Below are 25139 nucleotides of genomic sequence, written 5' to 3' on the forward strand. Positions count from 1 at the left end.
CATAACTCTACTCGAAGATATCGTCATAATCATCGGGTTCTTCAGTTAGACTGCTGGAAGAATCTTCTTGAGAATCAGTCTCTGGATCGTCCGTTATTCGTGTAGGGGTGTCCTCTTCTTGGAATTCGTAATCGTCGTCGACGGTGCCGAGGAAGATCGGCTCACCATCGATAAATGAGAGGACGAATCCATGTTCTGTGATCTTGATACGGCCGCCTCCTTTCTCCCGAAGAACGAACTCGACGGCGTCTTCCAGGGGGCCCGGCTCAAGATATTCGCGTCCGGCCCGGCCCTTCCTGAATAGTTTCCCCCGACTGTCGACGCTCAATTCGCGGGCCTGTTCCCACGGACCGTCGTAGACTTCACCGAAGTCTAGGTCTTCAGCAGGTGGAACCTTTTCCGGTCGTGGTGGGAGTTCATCGGGTTCTGCTGGCCGAATAGTCCCTGACGTAAAGGAGTCATCGTCACGCTCCCAGACCCGGTGCTCAACTTTCGCACTCGCCAATTCTTCTTTCCAGTCGTATTCACGGAAGATCCGTTCATCGACGGTGTCCCGGGCATACAGAACATATAACGTCGACTCCTGACTCGCGTCTTCTCCCGTCCGAAGAATTCGGCCGAGGGTTTGGATACGCTGTCGAATGCTACTACTGGAGACACGGACGATCCCGACGTCTGCGCTCGGGACGTCGACGCCCTCCACCAATGCCTTCACACTCAACATCACGTTAGCCATGTCGTCTTCACGGAACCAGTCCATCGAGATATCGTTCCAGACGTCACGTCGATGGCCGGAGTGGTACATCACGGGCCAGAAATCCGACTGTGCGAATAGGTTCTCGATCTCCTGATCGACTTCCTCTAACCCGTCGAACGTCTGGTAGAGGCGTTGTCGAGAGGCCGATTCGGTATCGGCGACCTCCTTTGTCCCGGCGTCGATACCTCGGTGCTCCCACGGGGCGACCAACTGTTCAAGCTGTTCGATACGCTCCTGAAACACGATGGTCTTGTCTCCTCTCTCCACCGCATTGTCCAGTAATTGAAGCGTAATCGCCTGCCGAGAGACGGCATTAGCTACTAACTCGCGACGCTCCTGTGTGAATCGGAAGTAGTCTGCAATCGCACCAGTTGGTCCCTCGACCTCGTTGCGGATGGTCTGAAGTTTCTGTGAAAACCCGCCCGGGAGTTCATGTAGCCGCCCCTGGTATCGCTCTTGGATCTCCTTGACCGCATCAGAAACCTGCCGGGACAACTCTTCATATTCATTCCGTTCAGGGCCTGCAAGGTCGAACCCGACATACTGGATAGTGAATTCGGGAATAAGCCCTCGATTGATACCTTCATCATAGCGGAGCCGATAGTAGATGTCTCCCAACTCCCTGAGAAGGAGCTTATCGGAGTCCGTTAGGTCATCTTCACGAGAGAGGGGTGTCGCAGACAGACCGAGGGAAGCCGCTCGTGGATAGGTGAAGATATTGGAGAATTTATCACCAGTATAGCGGTGGCACTCATCGGCGATCAGCAGATGTTCTGGTGTTCCAACCGCTTCCAATGCATTGCCGAGGTAATCGTCTTTAACGGCGCTATTGACAATACTGACAAGGATTTTGCAGTCCTCGAAGTTGTGTTTCGTTCCGCCGCCGGCCCATCCGATATCGTCGATCGGGACGTTAAGTGTCGAAACCAGCTCTGTAAGCCACTGGTGCATGAGGACCTTCGTAGGGACAACGACGGTCACCACACGATCCTCATCGGATTGTTGAAGCCACCTTCGAACAACCTCCAGTGCCATGACTGTCTTGCCTGCGCCTGTCACTACCTGTGCAATACCAGATTGTGCTTCGCTGCCCTGCCCAGCTTGGAACCATTCGGAAGCTGCTTCTTTCTGCCAATCGTACAGGCTGAATTCCGAATCAAACGTGTAAGCAGGGCGATCGTCTGTAGCAAGGAGTTCAAGATCCGCTTTCGACATGCCGCTCCCTGCGGACAACTGGATCCGATGAGCTTCTTGTTGCGAGTTTGCGGATTCAATTCGCTCTAGAACGCTGGTCGATAGGCCACTCAGATCTTGGCTCTCGAAGGAATCATACCGGGAAACGATCTGGTCACGGAGGGATTTTCGCTTTGAATCGACATTTCGGTATTTGTCTTTCCGGCGGAGTTCAGATCCAGTGTTTCCGTTCCGAGTCTCTGGTTTGAGGTAATCCTTCCAAAACGTCCGGTACCACTGGCCCCGCTTAGACCAGCCCCCCGATTCACGGTACATGTAGTACTTCATCAAATCCCGCTTTGCCGTGTCACTAGGGGGCGTGACGAGTGATCCCTCTCGCTTCAGATGTGCCTCAAGGGTATCAAAGACGTCTGTCGATCGGAACCGACGTTTATACCGTTTAACAGTCTCTGAGTCTGCTATCGAGTACGTGTGGCCCTCCTTCTCGAATATTCTCAGGAGAATTAGCAAGTCTGGATATCCACGGATGCCCTGATCGTTGAACTCGTAGTCGTCTTCGGCCGCTAGTCGGGATTCAATCTCGCCCAATTTGAGGCCGCCTGAGGTATCCTCAACCGTTTCCATTACCGCCGAGAGACCCTCAATACCTTCCGGCTTCTTGGCTTTCGCAACCCAACTGCGTTTGAGGCATCTCCAGAGAAATTCCGCAAATGGGATCTCACCGGACCGGTACTCATCCGCGAATGGCGCCGCTCGGACAACATCATCTTCGCGTTCAATAACCCCGATTTCAGCATACGTCGACAGTATCCGACGAATATAGGAAACCGAATATCGATCGCCATCCGATTTCCGGATCTGCTCGTGACATCGCTCCTTGAAGCGCTCCCAGTCCATTCCTGTGGACTCGTCAGCAAGGACATCCAGAACGGTTCGATATCGGGATACGTCCGTTGGAACGCCGATAATCGGAGTCGGAAACCGTCGAGTCATCGATTATTGGTCGGAGAGTTCCTCAGCTCGGGCACAGGCAACATAATACGTCTCGTCTTCAACAACTGGGCGGGGGATAGCGCCATCATCAAAGGTCGAGAGGTGGCCAAGGTAAAGTGGCAGGTGTCCCGCTTCTGGATCCCCATCACCAGTAACCTTCAATCGGCGCTGGACTAGTCGCCGGGCTGCCTGGTCGCCATTTCGTTCCGCCCTCGACTGCCAATCAGTGTATATCTGATCGATTTTTGTCTTCATCGACGACGGGACTTCCTGTCTTGGAACGTTTACAAACACGTGGCCGTTCTCGTTGATGTAGAGTCGACCGGCAGTCGTTCGGAACTGCTCATAAGCCTCGATGAGTTCCGGGTGATCGAAGGCAGACTCAAAGCGGTAATCCTGCCATTTCCAAATGAGGTTGCCATCGTAGCTAACGGCCCATCTTTCACCGTGGTTGAAGGGGAATCCGCCCCAGACCGTCGTCTCAGAAACATCAGGGTCGTTGTCAATGTCGAATCCGAGATCCCCATTGAGCCTCCCAAGATAAACAGGGATCCAACCGGAATCCGCCGGGGCTTTTGATGCGTTGACGTAGCTGCCATGGCGGATTTTGGTAAGCACTTCACGGTCGGCAGTGATACGAATGGACCCTTTGCCACTGCCTCTGGACTTGCCTAACTCGGTCATCTGTCGAAGTAGACCTTCCGGCGGTTCGACGATGACGTTGAGGTCATGGTACTTCCACTGGAGGACAGTCCTGTTGTGTCTTCGAGAATCGATGACACTGTATTTTGATCCGCGATAGGCAGACGGCCACGGATCACCGGCCTGGATTTCGACGCTTTGGCCATTTGCGATCGGGACGGTCGTCGAATCTGGTTCCAGCGTTGCACCCATTACTCAGGTCCTCCTTCGATATCGCGTCGAATCCAGTCCATGGGATCGTCTTCGAATTCGGGGCGGGGTTCATTGTCATCCTCAGATTCTTCTGCCCCGCTTGAATCCGAAGACGACTCGCCACTATCAGAACCGTTGGTAGCCTTGTGACTGCTTGCTGTTGTCGTTGAAGTTGAACCGAGACTACTTGCCCACGACGCAAGATCTTCTTGCTCCTCCTCTGAGAGAGCGTCCGAAAGCGACCGGGGGTCGGAAAGTTCCGGGGACCAATCCCCGATGTTGCCTATGTAGATTGGGAGCATTTCGACGCCCCGCTCTTTCCGGAGCTTGATGATGTTCTGGACGACTCGTGGAAGATCGCTGAATTGCTCTTGAACGAGGTTCGGAGCCGGATGGCTCGGGATGAGTGTAATTACGTCACCCCACGGTGTGATCCGGAATGACCCACCCTGCCGTTTGTATTGTTGCAGCCGCCCGAGGACGGATGCTGGCAGTCCGTTGTCGACGGTATGACGTCGGTTCGTGGAGCCGTTGTTCCACCAGACACGTTCGTCGACGAAGGAATATCTCGCTCCATCATAGACACTCGGCCAGAGGTCCCCAGGTTCGAGATCTTGCGGTCGAACAGGTACACGATACTCTGACTGTCCTTCCGGGAGGAGATGTCCATCTAGGTCGACATTACCAAGATAGACACCTGAGTATTCATCGTCGTCCTCCACACGCGTGAGGACATCACCTTGCTCAGTGACGTGAATGCGCCCTCCTTGGCGTTTTTCGTCGAGGAGGTTCTCTGCGATTTCCGCGTACCCTGGCTCTAACTCGAGTCGGTCAGTCCCATTGTAGAGCTGCCACCAGATCGTCTTGTCAGGACTAACTGTTAGCCGATATCCTCGGTAGTGATGAGGCCAAGAGTCCCCAGGGGAGAGATCGTCATGCGTGCCCATCTGTCGAACTAAATAATGGTTAGTCGGAAAGCGCTTTCGTATTTCGAACCATTGTCAATATAACCCGCTACACCGGGCAGTATCAACTTGTCAATCATCAATACCTGTTGAATTTGGACACCTGCTCAGCGCCTGTCTTCCACAGAAGAACTATTCCAGATCCAGCGAAAGTGTCTGCTCGATATATCGCGCGATGCGTTGTGACTTATCCGTCCTAGTTGATACATAGGTCACTGTATTCCCATCCTGTTTCTTCACGATACGTATCCGACTCCATCCAATCATTATAGGCAGTAAATAGCCTAGAAGAACCATCCGATAATACCTCAGATGCTGAAACCTCCCCGATCCCGAAAAGATGGCTCGAATCTCCGAGTTTTCCAACAGCTAGAGAACGATTTTGAAAGTTGTATGGGGACTCTGAACAGAAGGTCAGGAGTAGTATAGCGGACGCTATCGGGTTTACCCGGTGGGAGGTCCATTGTTCTGCGAAACAGAGTATGTACCGTAGATCCTACAGCCTTGCCTTACCGATATTCGTCGAACGTCCGTTGTTGAATAAATGGATCGAAGTTGGAGACGATAATATCAGTCGCACCAATCCCACTTCGTTGGGTTTCATCGCTGTTGATCCGCCGTTCACCCTCGATATGACTAATATGGAACCGACTATAGAACTCCTCGTGTTCTGTGTATAATTCCTCAGCAGATGGTCCGTTCGTAATAAGTACGTCCGTGCCTTGTCGGTCTAATTCTAAAGCTAAGTCACGGAGCTTGATCTGCTCAGCTTCATTGAACCCACTGGGGTCATACTGGTTGAATTGCGCCGTCTTCGACTCTTCTGGATATGGTGGATCGAAGAAAACGAGGTCATTTTCGGTAGCCTCGTCGAGGACGTACATAAAGTCCTGAGAATGGATCTTCGTATCATGAAGAACGCGGTAGCTCTTGCGAATTTGGTCCTCGATGTTAGATATCCGCGTCCACCGTGACCCCATTGGCACATTGAATTCCCCATCCTGATTTGTTCGATAGAGACTATTCCAACAAGTCCGGTTCAGGAACAGCATGAGGACTGCCTCCCGGAATTTGTCCTTACACTCACCAGACTCCGTTCGGAGTGAGTTGAACTCGTCGCGATATTTGTAGTAGATCTCCTTTTGTTCGCCCTCAGAAAGCCCTTCTAGCTCCTCGTCCAATTCGCGGTTTGCTTCAATAATTTGCTCTGGCCCGTCCCTGATTTGCTCATAAAAATTCATCAGACGAGAGTTGATGTCATTTATATTTCCGTTAGAGGGTTCTAATGCAAAGAAGACAGCACCCCCACCAAAAAACGGCTCGAAATAGGTATCGAATCTATCTTTTGGCGGAAGACGCCGCAATATATCATCTAGAATATGGCGCTTTCCACCCGCCCACGCAAGAATAGGGTCGGCCATATAGTAAAGAGACGTACATTCGGAGATGGTTAAAACCGCTCGGTATCGATCACCTCAGGTCATTTAGATTGGGTGTCCTGAACCAATTCTTTGAATTGCATCTCAAGATTACCCCAGATGATTTCATCGACAGCATCGGTCTCGATGCCAAGCAAGCGACAAAGTTCGGGGCGATTTAACTCGAGTACTTTTGCTCCACGCTCATCGTCTGATTCACCCCCAAGAACTAGGAAAATCTCAGCTGTTTCGTCTTTTACTTTTTTATCCGCGGTCCGATCTGTATGAACATAGCCGGTAGGACCAACATCGTTGGGATCTGAATTCAGTTCATTCTGATCTGTTCCGATCTCACTTGGTGTGGCTGGCAATTCCTGTTTAATATCCTGTCGCTGTGGGACATTTTCTTCCTGTCGTTCAATGTATTCCCGATAGCGAGGTTCCTGCCATTCCGTTAGTTCGTCCGGATAATAGACACCGTTCTCAAGATGAATCCGCGCAAGTTCATTAATCCGGCCAGCCACTTCATGGGGGTCATCTACCACATGATCTGGTGGGAGTTCAGATATTGAGACGAGATTATCCAGATTCCGGTCAGTCTCTCGATCTAGCTGGCTCTTGTATGCCGGAAGCTGCCATGAGTCGAGGACATCTGAGCAGGATATTCGTAGTGTAGCGTGAGCAGCCGCTTGCTTCTTGATATCTTCAATTTCGGTCAGATCTGTGTCGGGTCGATGATCGGTGACGATGCGAGTCCTATTAGAGTAGTCTAGTCGGACCGGCCATCCATCATTTACTGCAAATTGGCTCTCAGAGTCGTACGGTTCAACGAAGGCCGTCGCCACCTTGTCGGCGTCTAAATTGAAGTAGTCCTTAACCGTTCGCCGAACCCAATTGTAAACACCCCGCGTATCGGTTGACCCGCGCATAACCGGATTATGTGGGTCGATAGAGGATTTCTGCGTGTCCCATGGCAACTTCTGGCCATCACCCTCTGTCTCCAATTCAAGAATAATCTTCAGTCGTTCATGCCGGGCACTAAATTGGCCAAGCGACTCTTTCCCTGTTCCGAATCCACCTTCTGTGCCACGGAGATTAGAGGCGATTTTTCGCTTTTGGATGTAGATATCCGTCCCAGAGTTTTGAGCGTCCTTTTTTGTTAGCAATCCCACCGTAATATGTAAGGTCACAGGTTCGTCCATCCCTGGAACATTTATTTCGATGTTTTCGAATCGGCGTGGGTGGATTCCATCGAAGGGACTGAATGACCAGTTCGGGATACCTTCGGGGTCAACAGATTCACCATCTACCCTAATTGTGAGATTATAGCTGTTCCCGTGGTAACATTGTAGTTCATCACTTAGGAATAGATTATAGGCCTCACCAAGCTCTTCCCGAAGAAGTTCTCCCGTCTCGTCAGTCCATTCGTAATTCAAATCCTCGATCTTGATTTCCGTAACCCCTGGTTCGATGTCCTTCCTTTCACGGATCGGGACTGTCCAATCCTGATCATCTTCAAACCATTCATCAGTGATTCTATATGACCATCCTTCGTTGGCATCTGACGCACGAGAAGAAATCTCAAAAGGGACCCCTAAATTAACAAGACTTTTCTTAGCCCCTACACCGTAGGTTCCAATTGAACCAGAGATGTGTTCCTTTGCGGTTTGGCCGAGGCCAAACAACATCGCAGCATCTTCACGCGGAACTCCACCGGCATTATCTCGAATCGTTAGAGTCGTTGCCTTTCCAGATTGGTTGACGTCAATATCAATCGTCATATCACCCTGACGATTGTTTGTCCGCTTCCACGCGTCAAGCGCATTATCGCAGAGTTCTAGACAGGCAGATTCTAGATTAACGTCTGATTTCAGTGCGGTGAGAGTATTCTTTGTCGGTAGAAGTCGAGCCCTTTGGGGAGCAGAATCTTCGTGCCGCTGAGCCATTATTAATCTGTTTTGTGATCGTCCAGTAGAAAAGCGTTCGGTCCTCTCATGTTCTATCTCAACATCTCGTAAGCTGCTGGTTAATTAGGTGTTTGGCTTCAAAGTACTGTCTAGTAAAGTAAATCTTCAAAAGACGTTCGTCCATTTTCAATCGAAGTCCCTTGTGAAGTGATGTGAACTCACGATGCTTGATTAGTGAACGAACCTCGTATTGACGGGCAAGTCGCCTGATTTTCTGATCGTCGTAGTCGTCACCGAGAAGAATGTCAATACTCTCGGGTTTGCGCTTGATCAGCGATGGGGCGATCTGACTATCGTGTTGTAGTCACGTGGAGATCGAGAATTGCGTTCACCTTCGTATCGACCAATAGCCTCACTTTGAACTGTTGAATCGTGAGTTCAGTATGTTTTGTGCAGTTTTCGAGGCGTGACTGCGGTCAAACCCTGACGCATCATCCCAACAACGTCTGCTGTCAGAAGTAGCGCCGCTGAGAGAGTGAATAAGATACACCAACAGCCATCTCAAATCGATTGAACGCCTTTCAGATCGTTGATCCGATAGGAAGCTCAGATAATTCAAGATCCTGGCTGATACGTGACATCTCGATTAGTTCGTCGAGCAGGCCATGGTAGGTCGTATTCTTCCGAATTTGAGACACAGCAGAACAACGTGCTAACGAATCGCTGCAGCCAGCGTGTACGGGGCCTCCCAATATAACGACCGGTCGCAGCTTCTCGAAGACATTCGAGGCAACCTTGTAACGGGCACTGTTGTTCGTTCTGTATACGACTCGGAGAGGACCGAATAGGGCTAGACGATCAGTATTGGAGTGTTCACGACCGTGCGCTGGTCCGATGGCGAGCCGGTCGGGAAGCTACCTACAGGGAAAATCTACGGCTCTCAAAGATGTCGTCGGCGTCATGTGCGTCAAGGTCGCGTTCATACCGTCACCGCCCGATCAACTTGCCAGTCCACTCAGATTACTTCTCCTTCCACACTGGACAAATGCTCTTGTATGGACAGCTTCCGCATCGTGTATGTGGATTCTCGGGAGCTTCCGTCTCTGACGGCGCCGGGTCCGGATCGGTTGGCAATCCTGCCTCGGGTTCGATCTTCAGGTCGTCGGATAACTGGTGGAGATACGTCTCAAAGTCGCTCCAGTCGGTGGTGATGTCGTGGACCGACCCGTCTTGGACGTAGAAGAGTCGTGTCCGAGTGACTTCGATATCGTACTCTTCGTTGAGCATCCAAGCATACGTAGCGAGTTGCCACCGGTACTGGTTCGCCAAATACGACCCCGAGCGTGGCTGCTCACCAGTTTTGAAATCGATGATTTCCCAGCCATCTTCGGTCTGTACGAGTAGGTCAACGAGCCCCGAAATGTGAACCTGCGGCTCAGTTGGGTGGATAGCAGAGAGTTCGTACTCGGGAAGAACCGTCGTCGCGTTTTGGACCGTGTTCCAGACTTCTGACTCCCGATACTGTCCGATGAGCTCGGTGAGCTGCTCGCGAACACCATCGTGCCGGTCCAGGACCGAATCCAAGTTCGATGACACCCCTTCGTCCGAGTCGGCAGAATGGCTGTCGTTGTGAAGAGCCTCGAAAGCTTCGTGGACGACAGTTCCCCAGTAGCTCGGGGAGTGGTCCTCCGGAGCGTTACTTCCGGGTGGCGAATCGCCACGAGCTTCACTCACCTCCTGCAGAGCTCGATACTGATAACGGCGAGGACAAGCAACGAGGTCATGAAGCGTCGATGGACTGAGTTCGCGTGGGGCGAACGGCACTCCCTCCCATGTCGAGAGGTCCGTGGCTGGCTCATCTGCTGACGTCTCGATCTCTGGGAGGCCAATCGGAGCTGTCTCTTTTGGGTCGGGGCGATCGAGCTGTCCGATATCGAGTGGGATCGTTGCAGGTGGTTCGTCCTCGGCGTACATCGCACTCGCGTCGAGGTCGAAGGACGTCCCACCGGTACCTGATTCCGTCCACCCGTCGCCAGTCTGGAACACGTCGATCAGTGGATGCGCCCAGGAGGTCCATTTGTGGTGATGGGTGATCTCGTGACCGAGTGGCAATAGGAGGTGGTCTTCTGCTCGCGTGAATGCAACGTAGAGCAGTCGCCAGAACTCCGCGAACTCGTCTTGAATCGCCGGATTGTACGGATGGTCATATTGGAAACGGCCCTGGTCGTCGCGGTCAGGTGCCAGCCAGATCGTTGAACGGTAGTCATCCTGGACCCAGACCGATCCTGGCCCATCGTCAAACGGCACTGGATCACTGGCTGGCCGCGGTCGAAGGGCAAACCGCCGCTCGCCAGTCATCGAATCGCGGAAACTGACGGTGTCGCGTGCTTGTACACGGCCACCAGGCCCTGCGAGAAGGTCTGCAAGCACGACCACACCGAACTCGAGGCCTTTGGCGCTATGAACTGTCCGGAGCTTGACCGTGTCTTCGGCACTGCTGTCGGCAATCTGCGCGACTTCGAACGATTCATCGTTCGACCGGGCCATACGACGGTAGCGCTTGAGCCGGTCGACAAATTCTCGGTAGGCGAGTAGCTCTTCGTCCTCCCAGTCGCGAGCCAGCTCAACCAACATCCAGAGGTTGCCGTACCGTTGCATCGCATCGTCACCGGCTAGCAGGATCGCCTCGAGGCCGGTGTGTTGGATGATCTTCTGAATGAGCTCCGCCTTCGATCCCTCGCGGTCCCAGCGGAGATCGCCCCGAAGGTCAACCAATCCCTCGAGTCGGTCGTAGTCACTGGCTGGTAGGGATCCATCGGGCCACTCTTCGAGCGCACGGGGGAGGTTCCAGTCGTGGCTCGCGAGGAACCGAAGGGTCGAGTCTGCCAGTGCCGTTACTGGCGAACGGAGAATCCGGAGTAATGAATCCTTGGAGTGGGGGTTTGCAAACCAGTCGAGAACGTCCACAAGGAACCCGATTTCTTCGGTCTTGAAGAGCCCTCGTTCGGCTACGATCGCGTTGTCAAGCCCGTGATCGTCGAGTGCCGCGCGGAACGACTGCATGTGGGTTCCACGCCGAAACAGGATCGTGACGTCGCCGGCTTGCACCGGGCGTTCGTCTTCTCCATCACCGACCATAACCTCGTCCCCATCAACCATGCCACGGATGGCAGCTGCCGTGACCTCCGGATCCCGATCTCGCCATTCATCCGCAGTATCTTGGTCGAGCGGCAGTACATGGAGGTGTGCGGCTTCATCATCTTGCCCCGGACGATGCGGTTGAAGCGGTTGGTACTCTATCGGGAAGGTCCCGATCGCGCCCATTCCCGGATCCCGGAACACGCGGTCAAATAGGTGATTGCCGGCGTACACGAGATGCGGGTGGCTGCGGAAATTGGTCACCAACTCCGTCCGCGTCCACCCGGCTGCCTCGAGATATGGATCGGGCTCGTCCGATTCCGTATCTGCATGCGCCAGAATACGGGCGAAGATTTCTGGATCAGCCGATCGCCAGGTGTAGATCGATTGCTTCACGTCCCCGATCACCAGGATATCACTCCCAGTTTCGCTTGGCTCGACGAGTCGGTTCAGGATCTGACACTGCGCATAGCTCGTGTCCTGGAACTCGTCGACGAATATCTTCGAGAAGCGGTTGGCGAGACTCTCAGTGAGCGCCGGACTCGCATCATCCTCGAGGTACAACCACACGATATAGGTGATATCCTGATACGAGAGTTGACCGGTTTCTCGGGTTATCGCGTCGTATTCGGCGTCGAAAGCGTCAATGAGGTCGTCGACGGCCGCGGCAAAGCCCATGCTGTGTCGGTAGTCCGCTTCGATTCCTCGTTGTACCCCGTCGTCGTCTGGTACCGACACGCTGGATTCTGCTTCTCCGGTGACGTGCGAGACGACATTCCGAATATCGGCTTCCGAAAACGGAGGGTCACGTTCGTTATATATGTCATCGCGGATCCCATCCTGGAAGATAGTTGTCCCTTCATCAGCATCCGGATCAGGGAACCGATAGCAAACCTCTCGGAGTTTCTGGTGGATGTCGTACAGATACTGCCGCGGGGTCGTCCCGTCGAGCTCGTTTTCGAGCGTTTCGAGCGCATCGGTATAGTCGTCGTCTTCGCGGAGTGTCCGAACGACATCCCGAAGGAGATCTTCCGTTTCCAACTCGTCCCGAACGTCGAAATCGGGTGCGACATGCGCCTCGGGTGCGATTTCACGCAGAAGATCGCCGACGAAGGAGTCGATTGTAGAAATATTGCTGTCGGTTTCGATCCACCGCCACAGTGCCGGATCGAACTCATCCTCCCCGTACGTTTCGTGATCTCGAAGCAGCTGTTTGATCTTCGTTTTGAGCTGGCCGGCGGCGTCTCTAGTGAACGTCGTAACCAGGATTTCGTCGAACGGGTTGGTGTCGATCTGACCTGGATTGGGACTCGTCATCCGGACAACCGTCTCAGCGACCACACGGGTTAGCGTCGTCGTCTTGCCCGTACCTGCCCCGGATCCGACGGCTACGCGACCGGATCCTTCATGGAACGCATGCATGACGTTCGCCTGGTCGGATGTGAACTCGAATTCGGGGTCCAGCGCGAGCGACAACTGGTCGCTCACCTCGTCGTGATTCATTGGATGTTCACCCCCGAATCTGGAATCGCACACAGATCACGGTACACACAATCGAGACAGTCGTCCTGGTTGACGAGTGTTGAATTCGCCTCGAGCGTAATCGGCCCATCCGCTTCAAGCGTGTCGGCCATCGTGGTGAAATTCTGCTCCCAGTCGCTGACGTTGTCTGTCCAGCCGTTGGGGTACCCACGGGCGACGAGTTGTTCGAATTCGGTGTCGTCATCACCGTGGATGCGATCCGTGTGATTGGTCTGAAGTGCAACGACACGGTCCCCGTCGGTTGGTCCAGCGTACTGCTCCTGCATGGCGATCCCGATAACCGTCTGGTCATGAACATCCGTCTCGTATCGGTGCCCGGCGAGCATGCGATGGTCGATGACGTATTTCGAGTGGTATTGACAGCTATCCCCTGACCCGCAGTTTAAGCACAGTTCGCCGGTCCGTTCGTCGGCCTCCCAGATCGCTCCATCAAAGCAGGCTTTGAGCGCACTCATGCCACGCTTTGAGAACCTCGTGAAGAACGTCGGGATCGCATAGGTACTCTCCCCATCATCGATCGTGTCCACTCGATAGGCCGGAACGCCGAGCACATGTCCATCGACAGTGACGGTGCCGCCATCGCGCCAGTCCCACGTACGGGTGATGCCGGCCGATAGTTCCGCCTCGACAAGCTGGCGTTCACCCTGGAGGTTCTGATAAATCGTGTTCAGGTCATACGAGTCGAAAGTCGGCTCTTGTTCGACCCATTCCCGAAGCTCTTCATCGGAATCGAACTGTGCAAGCCCGTCCGTGCGACTCTGTCTGTCCGGAAGAAGGTTCGTCACGATCTGTTTCCACTTCTCGACGTAACGCGGGTCGGCGTAGTTTTCCCGGACGATATAGGGGAGTTCCCCGAGCCGGTAGTGGGGATTCCCACTGTAGTATTTCGGGATCTTCGCCCGCTCAGGCTCGCCCCCCGTGTAGTTATAGAGGAACTGGTAGTAATAGTATTTCAAGCCACACTGTGAGGCCAGGTCCAATTCGTGTGGGAATAAAGGATCGCCAGTGACGGCTTCTAGGGACGTATCGGCAAAGGCAGGTTCGTCCGGCTCGATGGTGACTGCTGTTGGCGGCGTATGGTACCGGTCGACCCGAGGCAGGATTAGATCGGAGAGCGGCTGTGTCGCAAGTGTATCAACTATTGTGTCGAGATGGGCAGCCGTCACCTCCGGATCATCCTCAGGCGTGTCCCGATGGGCTTGATACAGCAGCATCCGCAATCGTTCACGTGGTGCGATCCTGTTCGCGAGTTCTTGCCAACTCTCCCCGCCGGACTCACGTTGGGGGATCCAATCGCCAACTGAAATCCGGTCAACTGGGCCCTCATCAGTTGGTTCTTCGTCCACATCGAAGAGATCGACGAACGGCGACCACGAGATGTCATTTCCTCGTCCGTCATGGTAGGTATGGACGAGCGTGATTTCAGTTTCGGGTGAAGCCGTCGAGAGTGCTGCCTGGTAGAAATCCAGTGCTTCACTATACACTGTCTCCCGGCTATCGAGATGATGATACGGCGTTTCTCCCCCTGCAGCACGGTCATGGACTGTGCGTCGGACCTCATTGTGAAGGAAGGTCGAAGTCGGAGCCTCTCCCGGGAAGACGTCCGCGTCCATGCCAAGCAGGTAAAGGTGGTCAGCCTCCCTGAAGTAGGCGTTCCCAGCATCCACAACGGGAACGGCGTACTGGTCCAGGTGGCGCTTACCGTACGTCTGCCCACCGATCGTCGTGGCAAACGCACGGGCAATCTCTTGCCAGCTTGCAGGTGCATCGAACAGTGTCTGCACTCGATCGTAATGAGCGCCGACGTCGTCCAGCGCGTTCCGGACTCGTTCAGCCTCACTCGTCGGATGGATCTCGGAGAGTGTGGTTCGAGTGGTGTCGATCGCCGGCCCAGTATAGAGTGACCGTTCGTGGTCCACCGTCTGGAAAACATACGTCCCGAGATACCGGCCAAATAGGTCGGTAAGGGCTTCCCCTGTCTCGGGTGGGCTATCTGCGAGAGCTGCGATATCCTCGAGGTACTCGTTGACGGCCTCCCATGGACCGGTCCAGTGTGGGATCTCGTCTATCAGGTCCCGCCACGTCTCAAAAGTGATCCCTTGATCCTCGTATCTGTCGGGATCCCGGTTGTAGAACTGCTGTTTCCGATGGATCTCCTGTTCTACTTTTGTAAATGACCGGCCATCGATCGGCCAGCGATAGCCCTGGCTGCCTCGAGGACAGTACCCCAATCGGAGCGGGTCGACCAATTCATCGAATGTGATTGGTTCATCGTTAGCGACGGCGTCGACGACCTCAACAAACGTCTGGAAGCACCTGTACGCCGGGATGTTCACGTATGGGCGTCTGGTTTCGACGTGGACTGGGACTTCGACCGTTTCGAATGCCTGTTCGATCAGCGATTGATACGAGCCGGCATCAGGAGCTACGATCAGGATATCTCGCGGATGTACCCCCTCCTGAACGAGTTCTCTGACCTCGGTCGCAACACGCTCAACCGCTCGTTGGTCCGTCGGAGCTTCGGTAAAGGAGACGGCCTCCGGAACATCCTCTGGAGCGGCACTCGTCGCACGGAACAGTGTGGCTGCGGCTGATGACTCCAAGTCAGGAAGAACCTGCTCAGGCGTCTCGTGAGAAGTCTCTACCGGAAGTGCATCGAAGCGGGCGGCATTGTACTGGTTGCTCCCGGAGCCGTTAAAAACGACAACGTCCGGTGCGGACGGCTCGGAAGCAATCGTTGCAAGGAACCGGAGGGTTGGGTTGTCAAATACACTGATGCCACTGACAGCGATCCAATCGACGTGGGAAAATTGCGCAGTCCATTGCTCACTGACATGGTCACGGGCGGCGTGAACGAGATGGCTTCGTGACTGCTGTCGGTCTATCGAATGGGTCTCAAGCCGCGCTTTGATGAACCGCTCGATACCCCGAAACGCAGACATGGACCGGTTTGTTTGCTGCTGGGCAAATCTGTTGTCAGCGGCTACAAGCGCTTCCATCGCGGGTGACACATCTGTAGCCGCGTCCGTCCATCGGAAGTAGTCATCAAGCTCCGTGAGCAGCGTTTCTCGCGTATCCTCTTCTGTATATGGGAGGCGGGACGCGAGCTCCGCGAGAGCATTGCGCTCTCTTGAGCCAAGGACGTCATCATCCTCGGGCGGGACGACCTCGTCGGGAGGCTGCGGATCGACGGCCGCCAGGATCCCCTCGACGAGTCGATCACGAACGCCCCCAGCCAGCATGCGGTGGGGATCATCCGTAGGTTCCAAAAGATCGGTCGCGAGTTCCTCGATCGTTGTGAAGTGAGCGAGTGGGGCCGTTGGGATCCCTTCCCGGTCGAGGTGGTCCTTCAGATTTTGTCTGAGTAACTGTCCGGAGAGGATACACATCCCTTGCGGGTGACGGGCAGGTGTACGGTTCGTGGCCTCCGAGCGCGCTTGGAGATATTCGATGAATGAATCGGTCCGTGCGCGAAGCGCCATAAACGGTTGAGATAGTCAGATCATATAATTCTTCTCACCCAACATTTTTCACTAATCATAGATTGAAAGATTGCGACGGCCCCGTGCACTACGGACCCCAAGGTTATTCAGTCCGTAAAGTGTTCACACTATGATAATGGAGACTCGTAAGGCGTCGCTGGATCGGGAATGGGAGGCACTAACGAGTAACCACGAACGAGAACTGGCTCGCGCTATCGACAGCTTCGAGCAGTTCCAGTCAGGCCACACAGTTGACCCCCTTGCGCTTGTTGGAGCCTATCGCTCAGGCAAAACGCAGCTCATCTACCACCTTTTCAACGAGGCATGGAACCGAGGGATTCCGGCGTTCTACGTCGGCGATCCGGGCGCGATGCTCTCTGAATTCGAAGCGAGCGACGAATCTGATCTCAACGAGTGGATCGACAGCCGGATCCAGGCACAACTCGAGGCATTCGAGAACGGGGCTGCCCCCGAGATAGATTGGTTCCCGAACGTTGATTCAGCGTCCAAACGCGATTTCGTGGAGGCACATGCCGATACCGTTGCGTCGGGAGATACGTCCCGGACGGCATTGTTTTTCGACGAGGTCGAGCAGTCCTACCGTGCATTCATCCAGGCAACCGACAAGGACGACGACAACCCACTCCGGAAAATCAACGATGGGCTCCAGGACACGATCAAGGTCTGGAGCTTCGGCATGATCTCGGCGTTCGAGTTCATTGGCGAGGCAGACTGGGGTCGGATGAAGGAGATTCGTATTCCACCGTTGTCAGTGGCTGACGTCCGAACTCTCCTTGCGGAACGCCGGCCCGATGCTACGGACCTCGCAAACATCATTTGGTGGCTTTCTCGCGGTCGTACCGGCATTATCATCAAGCTAATCGAAGAACTTCCGGATAACCCCGAAGAGGAGGCGGGCGAGTGGGTCCGAGATCTCGCCGATGCCAATTTCAAGGATACACGATTGATCAACAATCTTTGGACGGAACTCCCTCACGAGAGCTGGGACGATGCGATCACGTCGCTACTCTTCCAACCCGAGGGGCTTGAGAGCTGGCGGGTTCAGGGGGAAAAGGCCCTAAATTCGGAAACCTGTCTGACGATAGCGATCAACATCATCAAAGACGAATACGAGTTCGAGGACACGGACACCGGTCGGGACGCGCTTTCAATACTCGAACGGAACGTTGAACGGGTTGTTCAGGGGCTCGCCGTCGGTGAGGACCAACAGTTCCCTCAGTTCGGACTCCAGGACAATGCCCAAGCGGACGCGTTCTTGGACCTCATTAGTAACATGACCGTTTCCTTCGAGCCGGCAGGCGAAGAGCGACGGATGGCTATCGACGCTCTCGACGAACTGAAGGGCCGATTTGATACTCACTGGGTCCAGCGGGCATCCGACGCAGATGTCGTCGAAACGTCCGTAGCAACAGCAGCACCAGTACAAATCCGGGACGCCTTCCCACCGATAGCCGTCAATCCGGAGCGGGTGAGTGCGACCCCAAGTGACGACCTACGCCCAGAGATGGAGCGCGGGCTCACGCTTCAAACGGCACCCACCACGAACAAGACGGTCAGCATCCAGTTCTGCCCCACGGAGACGACGTTCCGGTCGGAACTGACCGAGCTCACAAACGGATTTGATATCACTGACCCAGCAATCCTCGTCGTTCCAGCTGACGAGGAATTCGATGCATCCCTTTCCGAAGCCGCAGAGGTGTATCAGCGACACTCTCTGCTCCAAGTCAGGGAATATCAGTCCAATCGGTTCTGGTCCTTCGTACTCAATCTCTTTGGCCGGCTCCGAAGCGAAGGATTCGACGATCCCTACACAGTCAACAACAGTATCAAATCGGACCTCCTCGGTCGCATCTCAGAACGTGAAGTCAGGAACACGATTGAAACCCTCTACGATCAGCTCGAACAAGTTGCCACAGAAGAGGCAGACTCGTTCGCAAGCGACTATCAGAACACGTATTCACTATCAACGAAGACGACGCTCCTCTGGGAGGAAGAGCGGCTTCAAGACGACACTCCTTACTGGTCGAACGGGCGGTTCGTCGAATCGACGATCGCGATTTCGTACCTGCCAGTCTTCGGCCCGGAATACGAATCTGGTCGAAATTACAGTCGGTTGCACAACCAGTTGAGTAACGCTATTTCGAATGATCTCGTGAGTGGGGGCGCGAATGGATTCAAATTCAAGGAATACTTCAGTGATATGTTCACCCAGAGCGGATATAGTGGCAACGTCACGACGGAACGAGCACACTATCGCGAAGGTGGACAGATTGCGCCGGCCGTGCAACAGACTCAATCCGCTCTTACCGCACTTGCAGAGCTGAATGACACCTCGAGCATAGTCTCAAAAATAGACAACCCTGATGTCGACGTCGCCGATGGGAATGTCCCTGTTGTCGGTGTCGCTGGGCTCTCGGATCTTGCATACGGTCTCTTCCGAGCGCTCCTGATACGGGGGCTGACAACTGGGTCCGATCCTGCCATCGACGTCCCGCAGCGGCTCGAGAATATCACGGACAATCTCAGAGATCAAAAAGAAACTGTCGAGGGATACATCGAGCAGGTCGAATCGCTTGACGAGAGGGTGACGCCTCCTGAATCGGTATCTGTTGGCACATGGATTGAGATCACTGCAGCTCGGCTTGAGCAGTACAAGACGAACCTCAAGGAGGTTATCAATGGAGTCACGGATCTTATAGACAAGTGTCAGGTGGATTCAACTGCGGCGCCGATCGGCTATCACTACTGGTTCCTTTTGCAAATCTACCTGGACGATATCTCGGATCAGATCGAAGACCTTCAGTCGGAAATTAGCCGTGCAAGTGTGAGCGATATCGATGAAGCAGTACAGCTGTTCGACCAAGTCTATTCGAGGGCAGAACATTCGGGGACCGTGTCAATGCATTTCTCCTCTCGTGAATCACTCCTCAAACGACTCGAAGACTACGGGAACGATGTGTTCGATCTCGAATCGCATCTTGGAGCAACATCGCTGAGTATCCCCGAAGATAGAGAGGACCTATCAGAGCTCAATGGAAGTGTTGAGACCCACAAACAGTATCTCACACAGCTCAATAACGACCTCAAAATGATCGAAGACGAGTCCGATGTTGTCGCCGAAGAATTGGAGCAAACCAAACGAGCATTAGTTGACCTCCTAGAGCCAGAGGAGGTGACGATCAATGACTGACGATCCTCCCGCTATTGTCACGGACGTGAGTGAGGTGGCCACGTCACTCGAAGAGCAGAAAAACGAGCTCCAGGACTTCCGGATGACGATCACGGAGTACGAGGATCGGGTGGAAAATATGAGCGAGTCAGAGCAGTCGGCTTTCTATGATAGTGCTGAGAACCTTTTGGAGACAGTTGACGATGCTACGACTGTCGATGATGTCCTGGAGCTTGAAGGGGAAGTGGAAGCGGCGATCCGGACCCCGCTCGAGCGAGTCGCAACCGAATCACTCGAACAGTTCTTGGATGAAGTCGAGCCTGAGCTGACGGACTCGACCAAAGAGGAGCTTTTCGAGGGACTATCCGATCGTATCCCGGAAGATCTCGAAACCATCGCCGAGACGTACCAAACACTAACGCCACGCGTCGGTGACCTGCCACCACACCTGCGCGATTCGCTTGCAACATATGTTGAACAAACACCGTCAGGCCTCTTGACGCCAACCCGGGATATCGAACCGCAAGTTACGAAGCTCGAACAGCGGTATGAGCAGCTTCAACGACTCGACACGGTTTTCGATGAGACCAGTGATTGGACACCGTCGATCACCTTCTCAACGACGGACCGTTTCTATAACGATCTAGACGAGACAATCCCTGTAGATCGGATCAACTCATCACTCGACACTATTCAGACCAAAGGGGAGACCTTGAGTGATGCGGGGCTTCCTGTCGAATCCCTCGTCACGTCAGAACTTGAAGAGGCGCTCAGCAATGCATCTGGGGACGATATCGATTCGGCCATCACTGACATCGCAACCCAGGTGACATCGCTCACAGAGAGGTACGAGAGCGTTGACCAACACATCGAAACGCTCGATACATTTGGGACTGAAGAGGGTCTGTTCGAAGAAGAAATAGACAGTCTACTTGCCCACCACAGAGAGCTGGGGATCGGCCCCTACGACTCCCTTGCCGATCTCGAAACGAGTATTAATGAATTAGACGCCGATATCAACCAGTTCATCGGGACGGTTCAGACCCGCCTGAAGGCACAGCGGAATATGGTCAACACACTCGAAAGTGAGGAACACGATGACCTCCCAGAGCTCAATATCGGGGCTGGAGGGCCAATCCTCCCTGTCCATGTTGAGGAGAATCTTTTTCAGGCACTCACTGATTGTAAGGCTCACGACGAATGGATCGCCGACCAGCTAGACACGTCTGGCCAGGATGTTGAGCGAGATGAGCTACTCGACATCTGGGTAGACCTCAGTGAAGGTGAGGAAGTCGAATTGACGGAGGAAGATAAAGAGGCTATCTTAGCGTTGGCTGACCGGCTTCCACTTAGCGTGGTGCTACGTGGCAACTGACGCACCTATAGACGACGTGGTCGCTGCATGCGAGGCTGGTGTAGAGTATCGTGGCGAACGTCGCGGATTCGATAAACAACGCGGTGTCCCCGATTCCGTGTTTTGGCTCCGACCGGCGGACGACCGACTTAACTGTCAACCATTACCCGTACTAATTGAGCTGGAAGGGACCTTTGCCGGCGCCGCATCCGATTTTGAGAAGTTCGCCGCACGACACGACGATACTGAGTATCAATACCACCTCGAATGGCCAGTTGTTGGAGCGACAAGTCGCGATCGGGTTGTCGAATCAATGCGATATGAGATCATCGGCATCCGGGCGAATCAACTCGCTAATTCCCATTCGATATCCGAGGGGGTCATGCACGAGGAGTTCAAGAGTTGGTTCGACCGATTTGCGCCGAAATTCGAGACAAGTGCAACGGTCCGTGATCATCTCTCTCCGCCTATCGTAGACTGGTCCATTGCGTTCAGGATGTTTGGCCATCGGTATGAGGTTCAGGTGCCGTTTTTTATCGGGGACGGCTCAGAGGTGGACTCCGACGTCCTTCGGCATGTCTCGACCCCCACCATACCCACCGTTGTTGTCGTGAACGGTAAGCACGATCAGCGGGATATCACGACTGCGTATCACGACACCGTCGTCGAATTCCCCTCGATCCACCCGATTCGGTTCAAAAGCTAGCTAATAGGCGCTCTAAGAAAATATCGTTAGTTACCCTGCTCTAGGTAGTGTTCAGATAAGCTGATTCCATGTGAAGGCGAACGTTTGAAGCCAATCTTCGACGGTATTTGTGTCGGGTGGCTGAAACAGTTTGAGAACTGGTTGGTGCGGCGTTTTATTCTCGAAAGATACGTTTGAGGTTCTGTATTCATCCTTATCTGAACACCGGCTATCGTGGATCCTCGACTAGTCGCCAAAGAGCGGTTGGTTCATGCAGATACTCCACACAATCAGCAGCATAGAGCCTATCCAAACGCTTCGTGACTGTAGGTCTGGATAAGCCTGTAAAGTCAACCAGAGCGCCGGTTGTGAGGTTCCCTCGACTTCGTCGCACCAGCGGACGAAGTGTCCGAGCCGGTACTTGTGGCCCGTGAGCGAGGCCTCCGAGAGTTCGTTTTCCTTATCTGCGAGGTACAGTTCAAGCGCGGTTTCGGCATCGATTGATTCGAGACTCATGGTCAGTTTTCTCCGGTCAGGCGAACCCCACGAGTCCCGGTTACTCCCCGTTCCGTTCCAACGGACGGAACGCCCGAAATAACCAAAAGGAAGCGCTGTCACGCCGAGTGACCAAGTCCTGCAGCGCCCACTTGAAACTTACCCGAACCAGTAACAACTGATTTCGGGGAGAAAAGTCCTTCTTCGCGGTGATTTCGCCGGAATTCGCTTTTCTCAGAGACGGCCATATTCTGATACCATCACGGTTCGTTGCGCGGCCCCCGCGCGTCCTGCGATTCCGTTCGCAAACGCGGGGGCTTGAACCTCCCAAACGCCGCGAGATACCCATTCCGACCGGAACACCAGAACCCCGTCGCACTCTGCCAATTCTCGACCGATCGGAACAGTCCGGAACCCTCCACACGAGGTTCATGCTTCCGACGTTCGCAGGACCGAGCATGGCGTCGAAAGGGAGTACCACAGGAGGAACTGTTGTCTACCGAACCGTCCAGAAGTCGCCGGCGATGATGGGTCGAACGGTCGGCCCGCTGTTCTCGACGATGGCGGAAGCGAAGGCGGTCGCCGAGGCGTTCGCGGAGCACGGACTGAACGCGGAGCCGACGACGTGGGAGCCCGTCGACGACCGCGGGACCGTGGAGATGGTGCCGGCGTCGACGCGGCACACGCTGGCGGTGGAGCCGGTGACGATCCACGAGTCGGCCGAGGAAGTGACGCCGGCGGAACAACGTTCGGGTGGTAGATCGTGAGTCGATGTGAGGGTCCGGACGACTCGACCAGCGACCCACACCCAACGAGGACTGACCCACCCCACCGCAGTCTGCGACGAGCACAGGGCACCCTGCGACTCTCGAACTGTGAGTCCCCGTCCCCGGTTTTAAGCACCGTCCGCGCGAGATAGACGACGTGAACTCGGACGCCGATATCGGTGGGCTGTTCGCGCCCGAACGCGTCGCCGTCGTCGGTGCGACGGAGCGTACGGGGTCGATCGGGGCCGCCATCCTCCGGAACCTCGACGACTTCGCGGGCGAGGTCGTCCCGGTGAACCCGAGCCGCGACACCGTGTTCGGGGAGCCGTGCTACCCGGACGTCGGGTCCGTTCCGGACCCCGTCGATCTGGCGGTGGTCGTCGTCCCCCCGCCGGTAGCCGTCGACGCCGTCCGCGGGGCCGGCGAGGCGGGGGTGCAGAACGTCGTGGTCATCACGGCCGGGTTCAGCGAGACCGGGACGGAGGGGGCACAGCGCGAGCAGGCGCTCCGCACCGTTGCCGCGGAGTACGACCTCAACCTCGTCGGGCCGAACTCGCTGGGCGTGCTCTCGACGCCGCCGGGACTCAATGCCACGTTCGGGCCGTCGAACGCGCTCCCCGGCTCGCTGTCCTTCATGAGCCAGTCCGGCGCGTTCATCACGGCGGTGCTGGACTGGGCCAACGACCAGGGTATCGGGTTCAAAGACGTCGTCTCGCTCGGGAACAAGGCCGTGCTAGACGAGTCGGATTTCCTCGCCCACTGGCGGGACGACCCCGAGACGAACGTGGTCCTCGGCTACCTCGAGGGCGTCGAGGACGGTCGGTCGTTCATCGACACGGCCCGCGAGGTGACACAGGAGACGCCCGTCGTGGTCGTCAAGTCCGGGCGGACCGAGGCCGGCGCCGACGCCGCCTCTTCCCACACGGGGACGATCGCCGGCAGCGAAGCGGCCTACGAGGCGGCGTTCGAGCAGGCGGGCGTCGTGCGCGCCGAGAACGTCCAGGAGCTGTTCGACTACGCTCGTGCGCTCGACGGGCTGCCGATCCCGGACTCCGAACGGGTCGGCGTCGTCACGAACGCGGGCGGCCCCGGCGTGATGGCGACCGACGCCGTCGGCGACTCGCGGCTCTCGATGGCGTCGTTCACCGACGGGACGCTCTCCGAACTCGAGGCGACGATGCCCGAGGAGGCGAACATCTACAACCCCGTCGACGTGATCGGCGACGCCGACATCGAGCGGTTCGAGACGGCGCTGGACACCGTCCTCGCCGACGACAACGTCGGCTGTGCCATCGTCATCTCCGCGCCCACGGCGGTCGTCGACTTCGGGGAGCTCGCCGCGGCGATCGCCGACCGGCAGGCCGAACACGAGACGCCCGTCGTCGCGTGTCTGATGGGCGGGGAGCGAACCGACCGCGCGGCAGAGCTTCTCAGCGAGGCGGGCATCCCGAACTACTTCGACCCGGCGCGGGCCGTCAGCAGCTTGGACGCACTCGCCGTCCAGCGGGAGGTAGAAGCCCGGAGCTACGAGGCGCCCGCTTCCTTCGACGTGGACCGGGAGCGAGCCCGGGAGATACTCGTCGACGGCGCCGAGCGCGGTGCGACACGGCTCGGCGTGGAAGCGATGGATATCCTCGACGCGTACGGTCTCCCGACCCCCGACTCGGAGCTGGTCGACGATCAGGCCGCCGCCGTGTCGGCTGCGGCGAGCATCGACGGTGACGTGGTGATGAAGATCGTCAGCCCGGACATCCTCCACAAGTCCGATATCGGCGGCGTGGCCGTCGGCGTCCCCCAGTCAGAAGTCGCCGACACGTACGAGACGCTCGTGACGCGGGCCCGGAACTACCAGCCCGACGCCACGATCCTCGGCGTCCAAGTACAGGAGATGGTGGACACCGACGCGGGGACGGAGACGATCCTCGGGATGAACCGCGACCCGCAGTTCGGCCCGATGGTGCTGTTCGGGCTCGGCGGGATTTTCGTCGAAGTGCTCGAAGACACGAGCGTTCGGATCGCCCCCGTCTCCGGGCGCGAGGCGGGCGAGATGATCGACGAACTCGACTCGGCACCCCTGCTCCGGGGGGCACGGGGCCGGGCGTCGGCGGACGAGGCGGCGATCGAGGAAGCCATCCAGCGGCTGAGCCAGCTGGTGACCGACTTCGACGCCATCCTCGAACTGGACGTGAACCCCCTGCTCGCCACCGCCGACGGCGTGCAGGCGCTCGACGTACGACTGACCATCGACCCAGACGAACTATGAACTCGCTACTCGTTACCTCGACGGACGAAGGCACCGGGAAGACCGCCGTCGCGCTCGCGCTCGCGCGACTCGCCGCCGACCGCGGCGCGGCGGTC

Annotated in this window: 13 protein-coding genes and 1 pseudogene; 5 read left to right on the forward strand and 9 right to left on the reverse strand. The window is 55.7% G+C overall.

Translation table 11 applies throughout. The annotated features are described in order from the left end of the window. Positions 1-7 precede the first annotated feature (7 nt). The 8 genes and pseudogenes from ACFR9S_RS15610 to ACFR9S_RS15645 all read right to left on the reverse strand — a co-directional run bounded on the left by ACFR9S_RS15610 (position 8) and on the right by ACFR9S_RS15645 (position 16290). Positions 8-2848 (reverse strand): DEAD/DEAH box helicase, encoded by a 2841-nt coding sequence (locus ACFR9S_RS15610; protein WP_379730378.1) that lies wholly within the window; start codon positions 2846-2848, stop codon positions 8-10. Between the two features lie 99 nt (positions 2849-2947). Then, positions 2948-3838: a hypothetical protein gene (locus ACFR9S_RS15615; protein WP_379730379.1), complete on the reverse strand. Its 891-nt coding sequence runs from the start codon at positions 3836-3838 to the stop codon at positions 2948-2950. Then, positions 3838-4785, reverse strand: a complete 948-nt coding sequence (locus ACFR9S_RS15620; protein WP_379819000.1) for a hypothetical protein — start codon at positions 4783-4785, stop codon at positions 3838-3840. The genes ACFR9S_RS15615 and ACFR9S_RS15620 overlap by 1 nt, the downstream gene beginning before the upstream one ends. Positions 4786-5312: 527 nt before the next feature. Beyond that, complete coding sequence (locus ACFR9S_RS15625) at positions 5313-6224, reverse strand: DNA adenine methylase (RefSeq protein WP_379730381.1); 912 nt, start codon at positions 6222-6224, stop codon at positions 5313-5315. A 59-nt stretch (positions 6225-6283) separates the two neighbouring features. After that, entirely contained in the window at positions 6284-8167 is a 1884-nt protein-coding gene (locus ACFR9S_RS15630) for an ATP-binding protein (RefSeq protein ID WP_379730383.1), read from the reverse strand. Positions 8168-8225: 58 nt separating this feature from the next. Further along, positions 8226-8840, reverse strand: a pseudogene (locus ACFR9S_RS15635) (transposase); the annotation flags it as partial. Between the two features lie 308 nt (positions 8841-9148). After that, a complete protein-coding gene (locus tag ACFR9S_RS15640; RefSeq protein WP_379730384.1) occupies positions 9149-12769 on the reverse strand; it encodes a UvrD-helicase domain-containing protein in 3621 nt (1206 codons plus the stop codon). Next, on the reverse strand, positions 12766-16290 hold the full coding sequence (locus tag ACFR9S_RS15645; protein ID WP_379730385.1) for a PD-(D/E)XK nuclease family protein: 3525 nt from the start codon (positions 16288-16290) through the stop codon (positions 12766-12768). Before ACFR9S_RS15645 ends, ACFR9S_RS15640 begins: the two co-directional genes overlap by 4 nt. 136 nt (positions 16291-16426) lie before the next feature. On the opposite strand from ACFR9S_RS15645, the gene ACFR9S_RS15650 reads away from it, so the two are divergent. Genes ACFR9S_RS15650 through ACFR9S_RS15660 form a run of 3 tightly spaced genes read left to right on the forward strand, consistent with a single transcriptional unit; the run spans position 16427 to position 21540 of the window. Beyond that, a complete protein-coding gene (locus ACFR9S_RS15650; RefSeq protein ID WP_379730386.1) occupies positions 16427-19501 on the forward strand; it encodes a hypothetical protein in 3075 nt (1024 codons plus the stop codon). Continuing rightward, a complete protein-coding gene (locus ACFR9S_RS15655) occupies positions 19494-20855 on the forward strand; it encodes a hypothetical protein (protein WP_379730387.1) in 1362 nt (453 codons plus the stop codon). The genes ACFR9S_RS15650 and ACFR9S_RS15655 overlap by 8 nt, the downstream gene beginning before the upstream one ends. Then, positions 20845-21540 (forward strand): hypothetical protein, encoded by a 696-nt coding sequence (locus ACFR9S_RS15660; protein WP_379730388.1) that lies wholly within the window; start codon positions 20845-20847, stop codon positions 21538-21540. The genes ACFR9S_RS15655 and ACFR9S_RS15660 overlap by 11 nt, the downstream gene beginning before the upstream one ends. Positions 21541-21748: 208 nt before the next feature. On the opposite strand, the gene ACFR9S_RS15665 is transcribed toward ACFR9S_RS15660, so the two are convergent. Next, a complete protein-coding gene (locus tag ACFR9S_RS15665) occupies positions 21749-21913 on the reverse strand; it encodes a MarR family transcriptional regulator (protein ID WP_379730389.1) in 165 nt (54 codons plus the stop codon). 559 nt (positions 21914-22472) lie between these two features. Between ACFR9S_RS15665 and ACFR9S_RS15670 the strand changes: the two genes are divergently transcribed. Next, positions 22473-22781: a hypothetical protein gene (locus ACFR9S_RS15670; RefSeq protein ID WP_379730391.1), complete on the forward strand. Its 309-nt coding sequence runs from the start codon at positions 22473-22475 to the stop codon at positions 22779-22781. 157 nt (positions 22782-22938) lie between these two features. Next, complete coding sequence (locus ACFR9S_RS15675; protein ID WP_379730392.1) at positions 22939-25044, forward strand: acetate--CoA ligase family protein; 2106 nt, start codon at positions 22939-22941, stop codon at positions 25042-25044. The last annotated feature ends 95 nt before the right edge of the window (positions 25045-25139 follow it).

Origin of the sequence: Halolamina salina, assembly GCF_042678005.1 — an archaeon.
GTDB lineage: Archaea > Halobacteriota > Halobacteria > Halobacteriales > Haloferacaceae > Halolamina > Halolamina salina.

What these genes read in the sequence shown, in the direction of transcription:
- ACFR9S_RS15610 (WP_379730378.1), bottom strand. Translation starts at nt 2,848, where the DNA reads ATGGACTGGGAGCGCTTCAAGGAGCGATGTCACGAGCAGATCCGGAAA.
- ACFR9S_RS15615 (WP_379730379.1), bottom strand. Translation starts at nt 3,838, where the DNA reads ATGGGTGCAACGCTGGAACCAGATTCGACGACCGTCCCGATCGCAAAT.
- ACFR9S_RS15620 (WP_379819000.1), bottom strand. Translation starts at nt 4,785, where the DNA reads ATGGGCACGCATGACGATCTCTCCCCTGGGGACTCTTGGCCTCATCAC.
- ACFR9S_RS15625 (WP_379730381.1), bottom strand. Translation starts at nt 6,224, where the DNA reads ATGGCCGACCCTATTCTTGCGTGGGCGGGTGGAAAGCGCCATATTCTA.
- ACFR9S_RS15630 (WP_379730383.1), bottom strand. Translation starts at nt 8,167, where the DNA reads ATGGCTCAGCGGCACGAAGATTCTGCTCCCCAAAGGGCTCGACTTCTA.
- ACFR9S_RS15640 (WP_379730384.1), bottom strand. Translation starts at nt 12,769, where the DNA reads ATGAATCACGACGAGGTGAGCGACCAGTTGTCGCTCGCGCTGGACCCC.
- ACFR9S_RS15645 (WP_379730385.1), bottom strand. Translation starts at nt 16,290, where the DNA reads ATGGCGCTTCGCGCACGGACCGATTCATTCATCGAATATCTCCAAGCG.
- ACFR9S_RS15650 (WP_379730386.1), top strand. Translation starts at nt 16,427, where the DNA reads ATGGAGACTCGTAAGGCGTCGCTGGATCGGGAATGGGAGGCACTAACG.
- ACFR9S_RS15655 (WP_379730387.1), top strand. Translation starts at nt 19,494, where the DNA reads ATGACTGACGATCCTCCCGCTATTGTCACGGACGTGAGTGAGGTGGCC.
- ACFR9S_RS15670 (WP_379730391.1), top strand. Translation starts at nt 22,473, where the DNA reads ATGGCGTCGAAAGGGAGTACCACAGGAGGAACTGTTGTCTACCGAACC.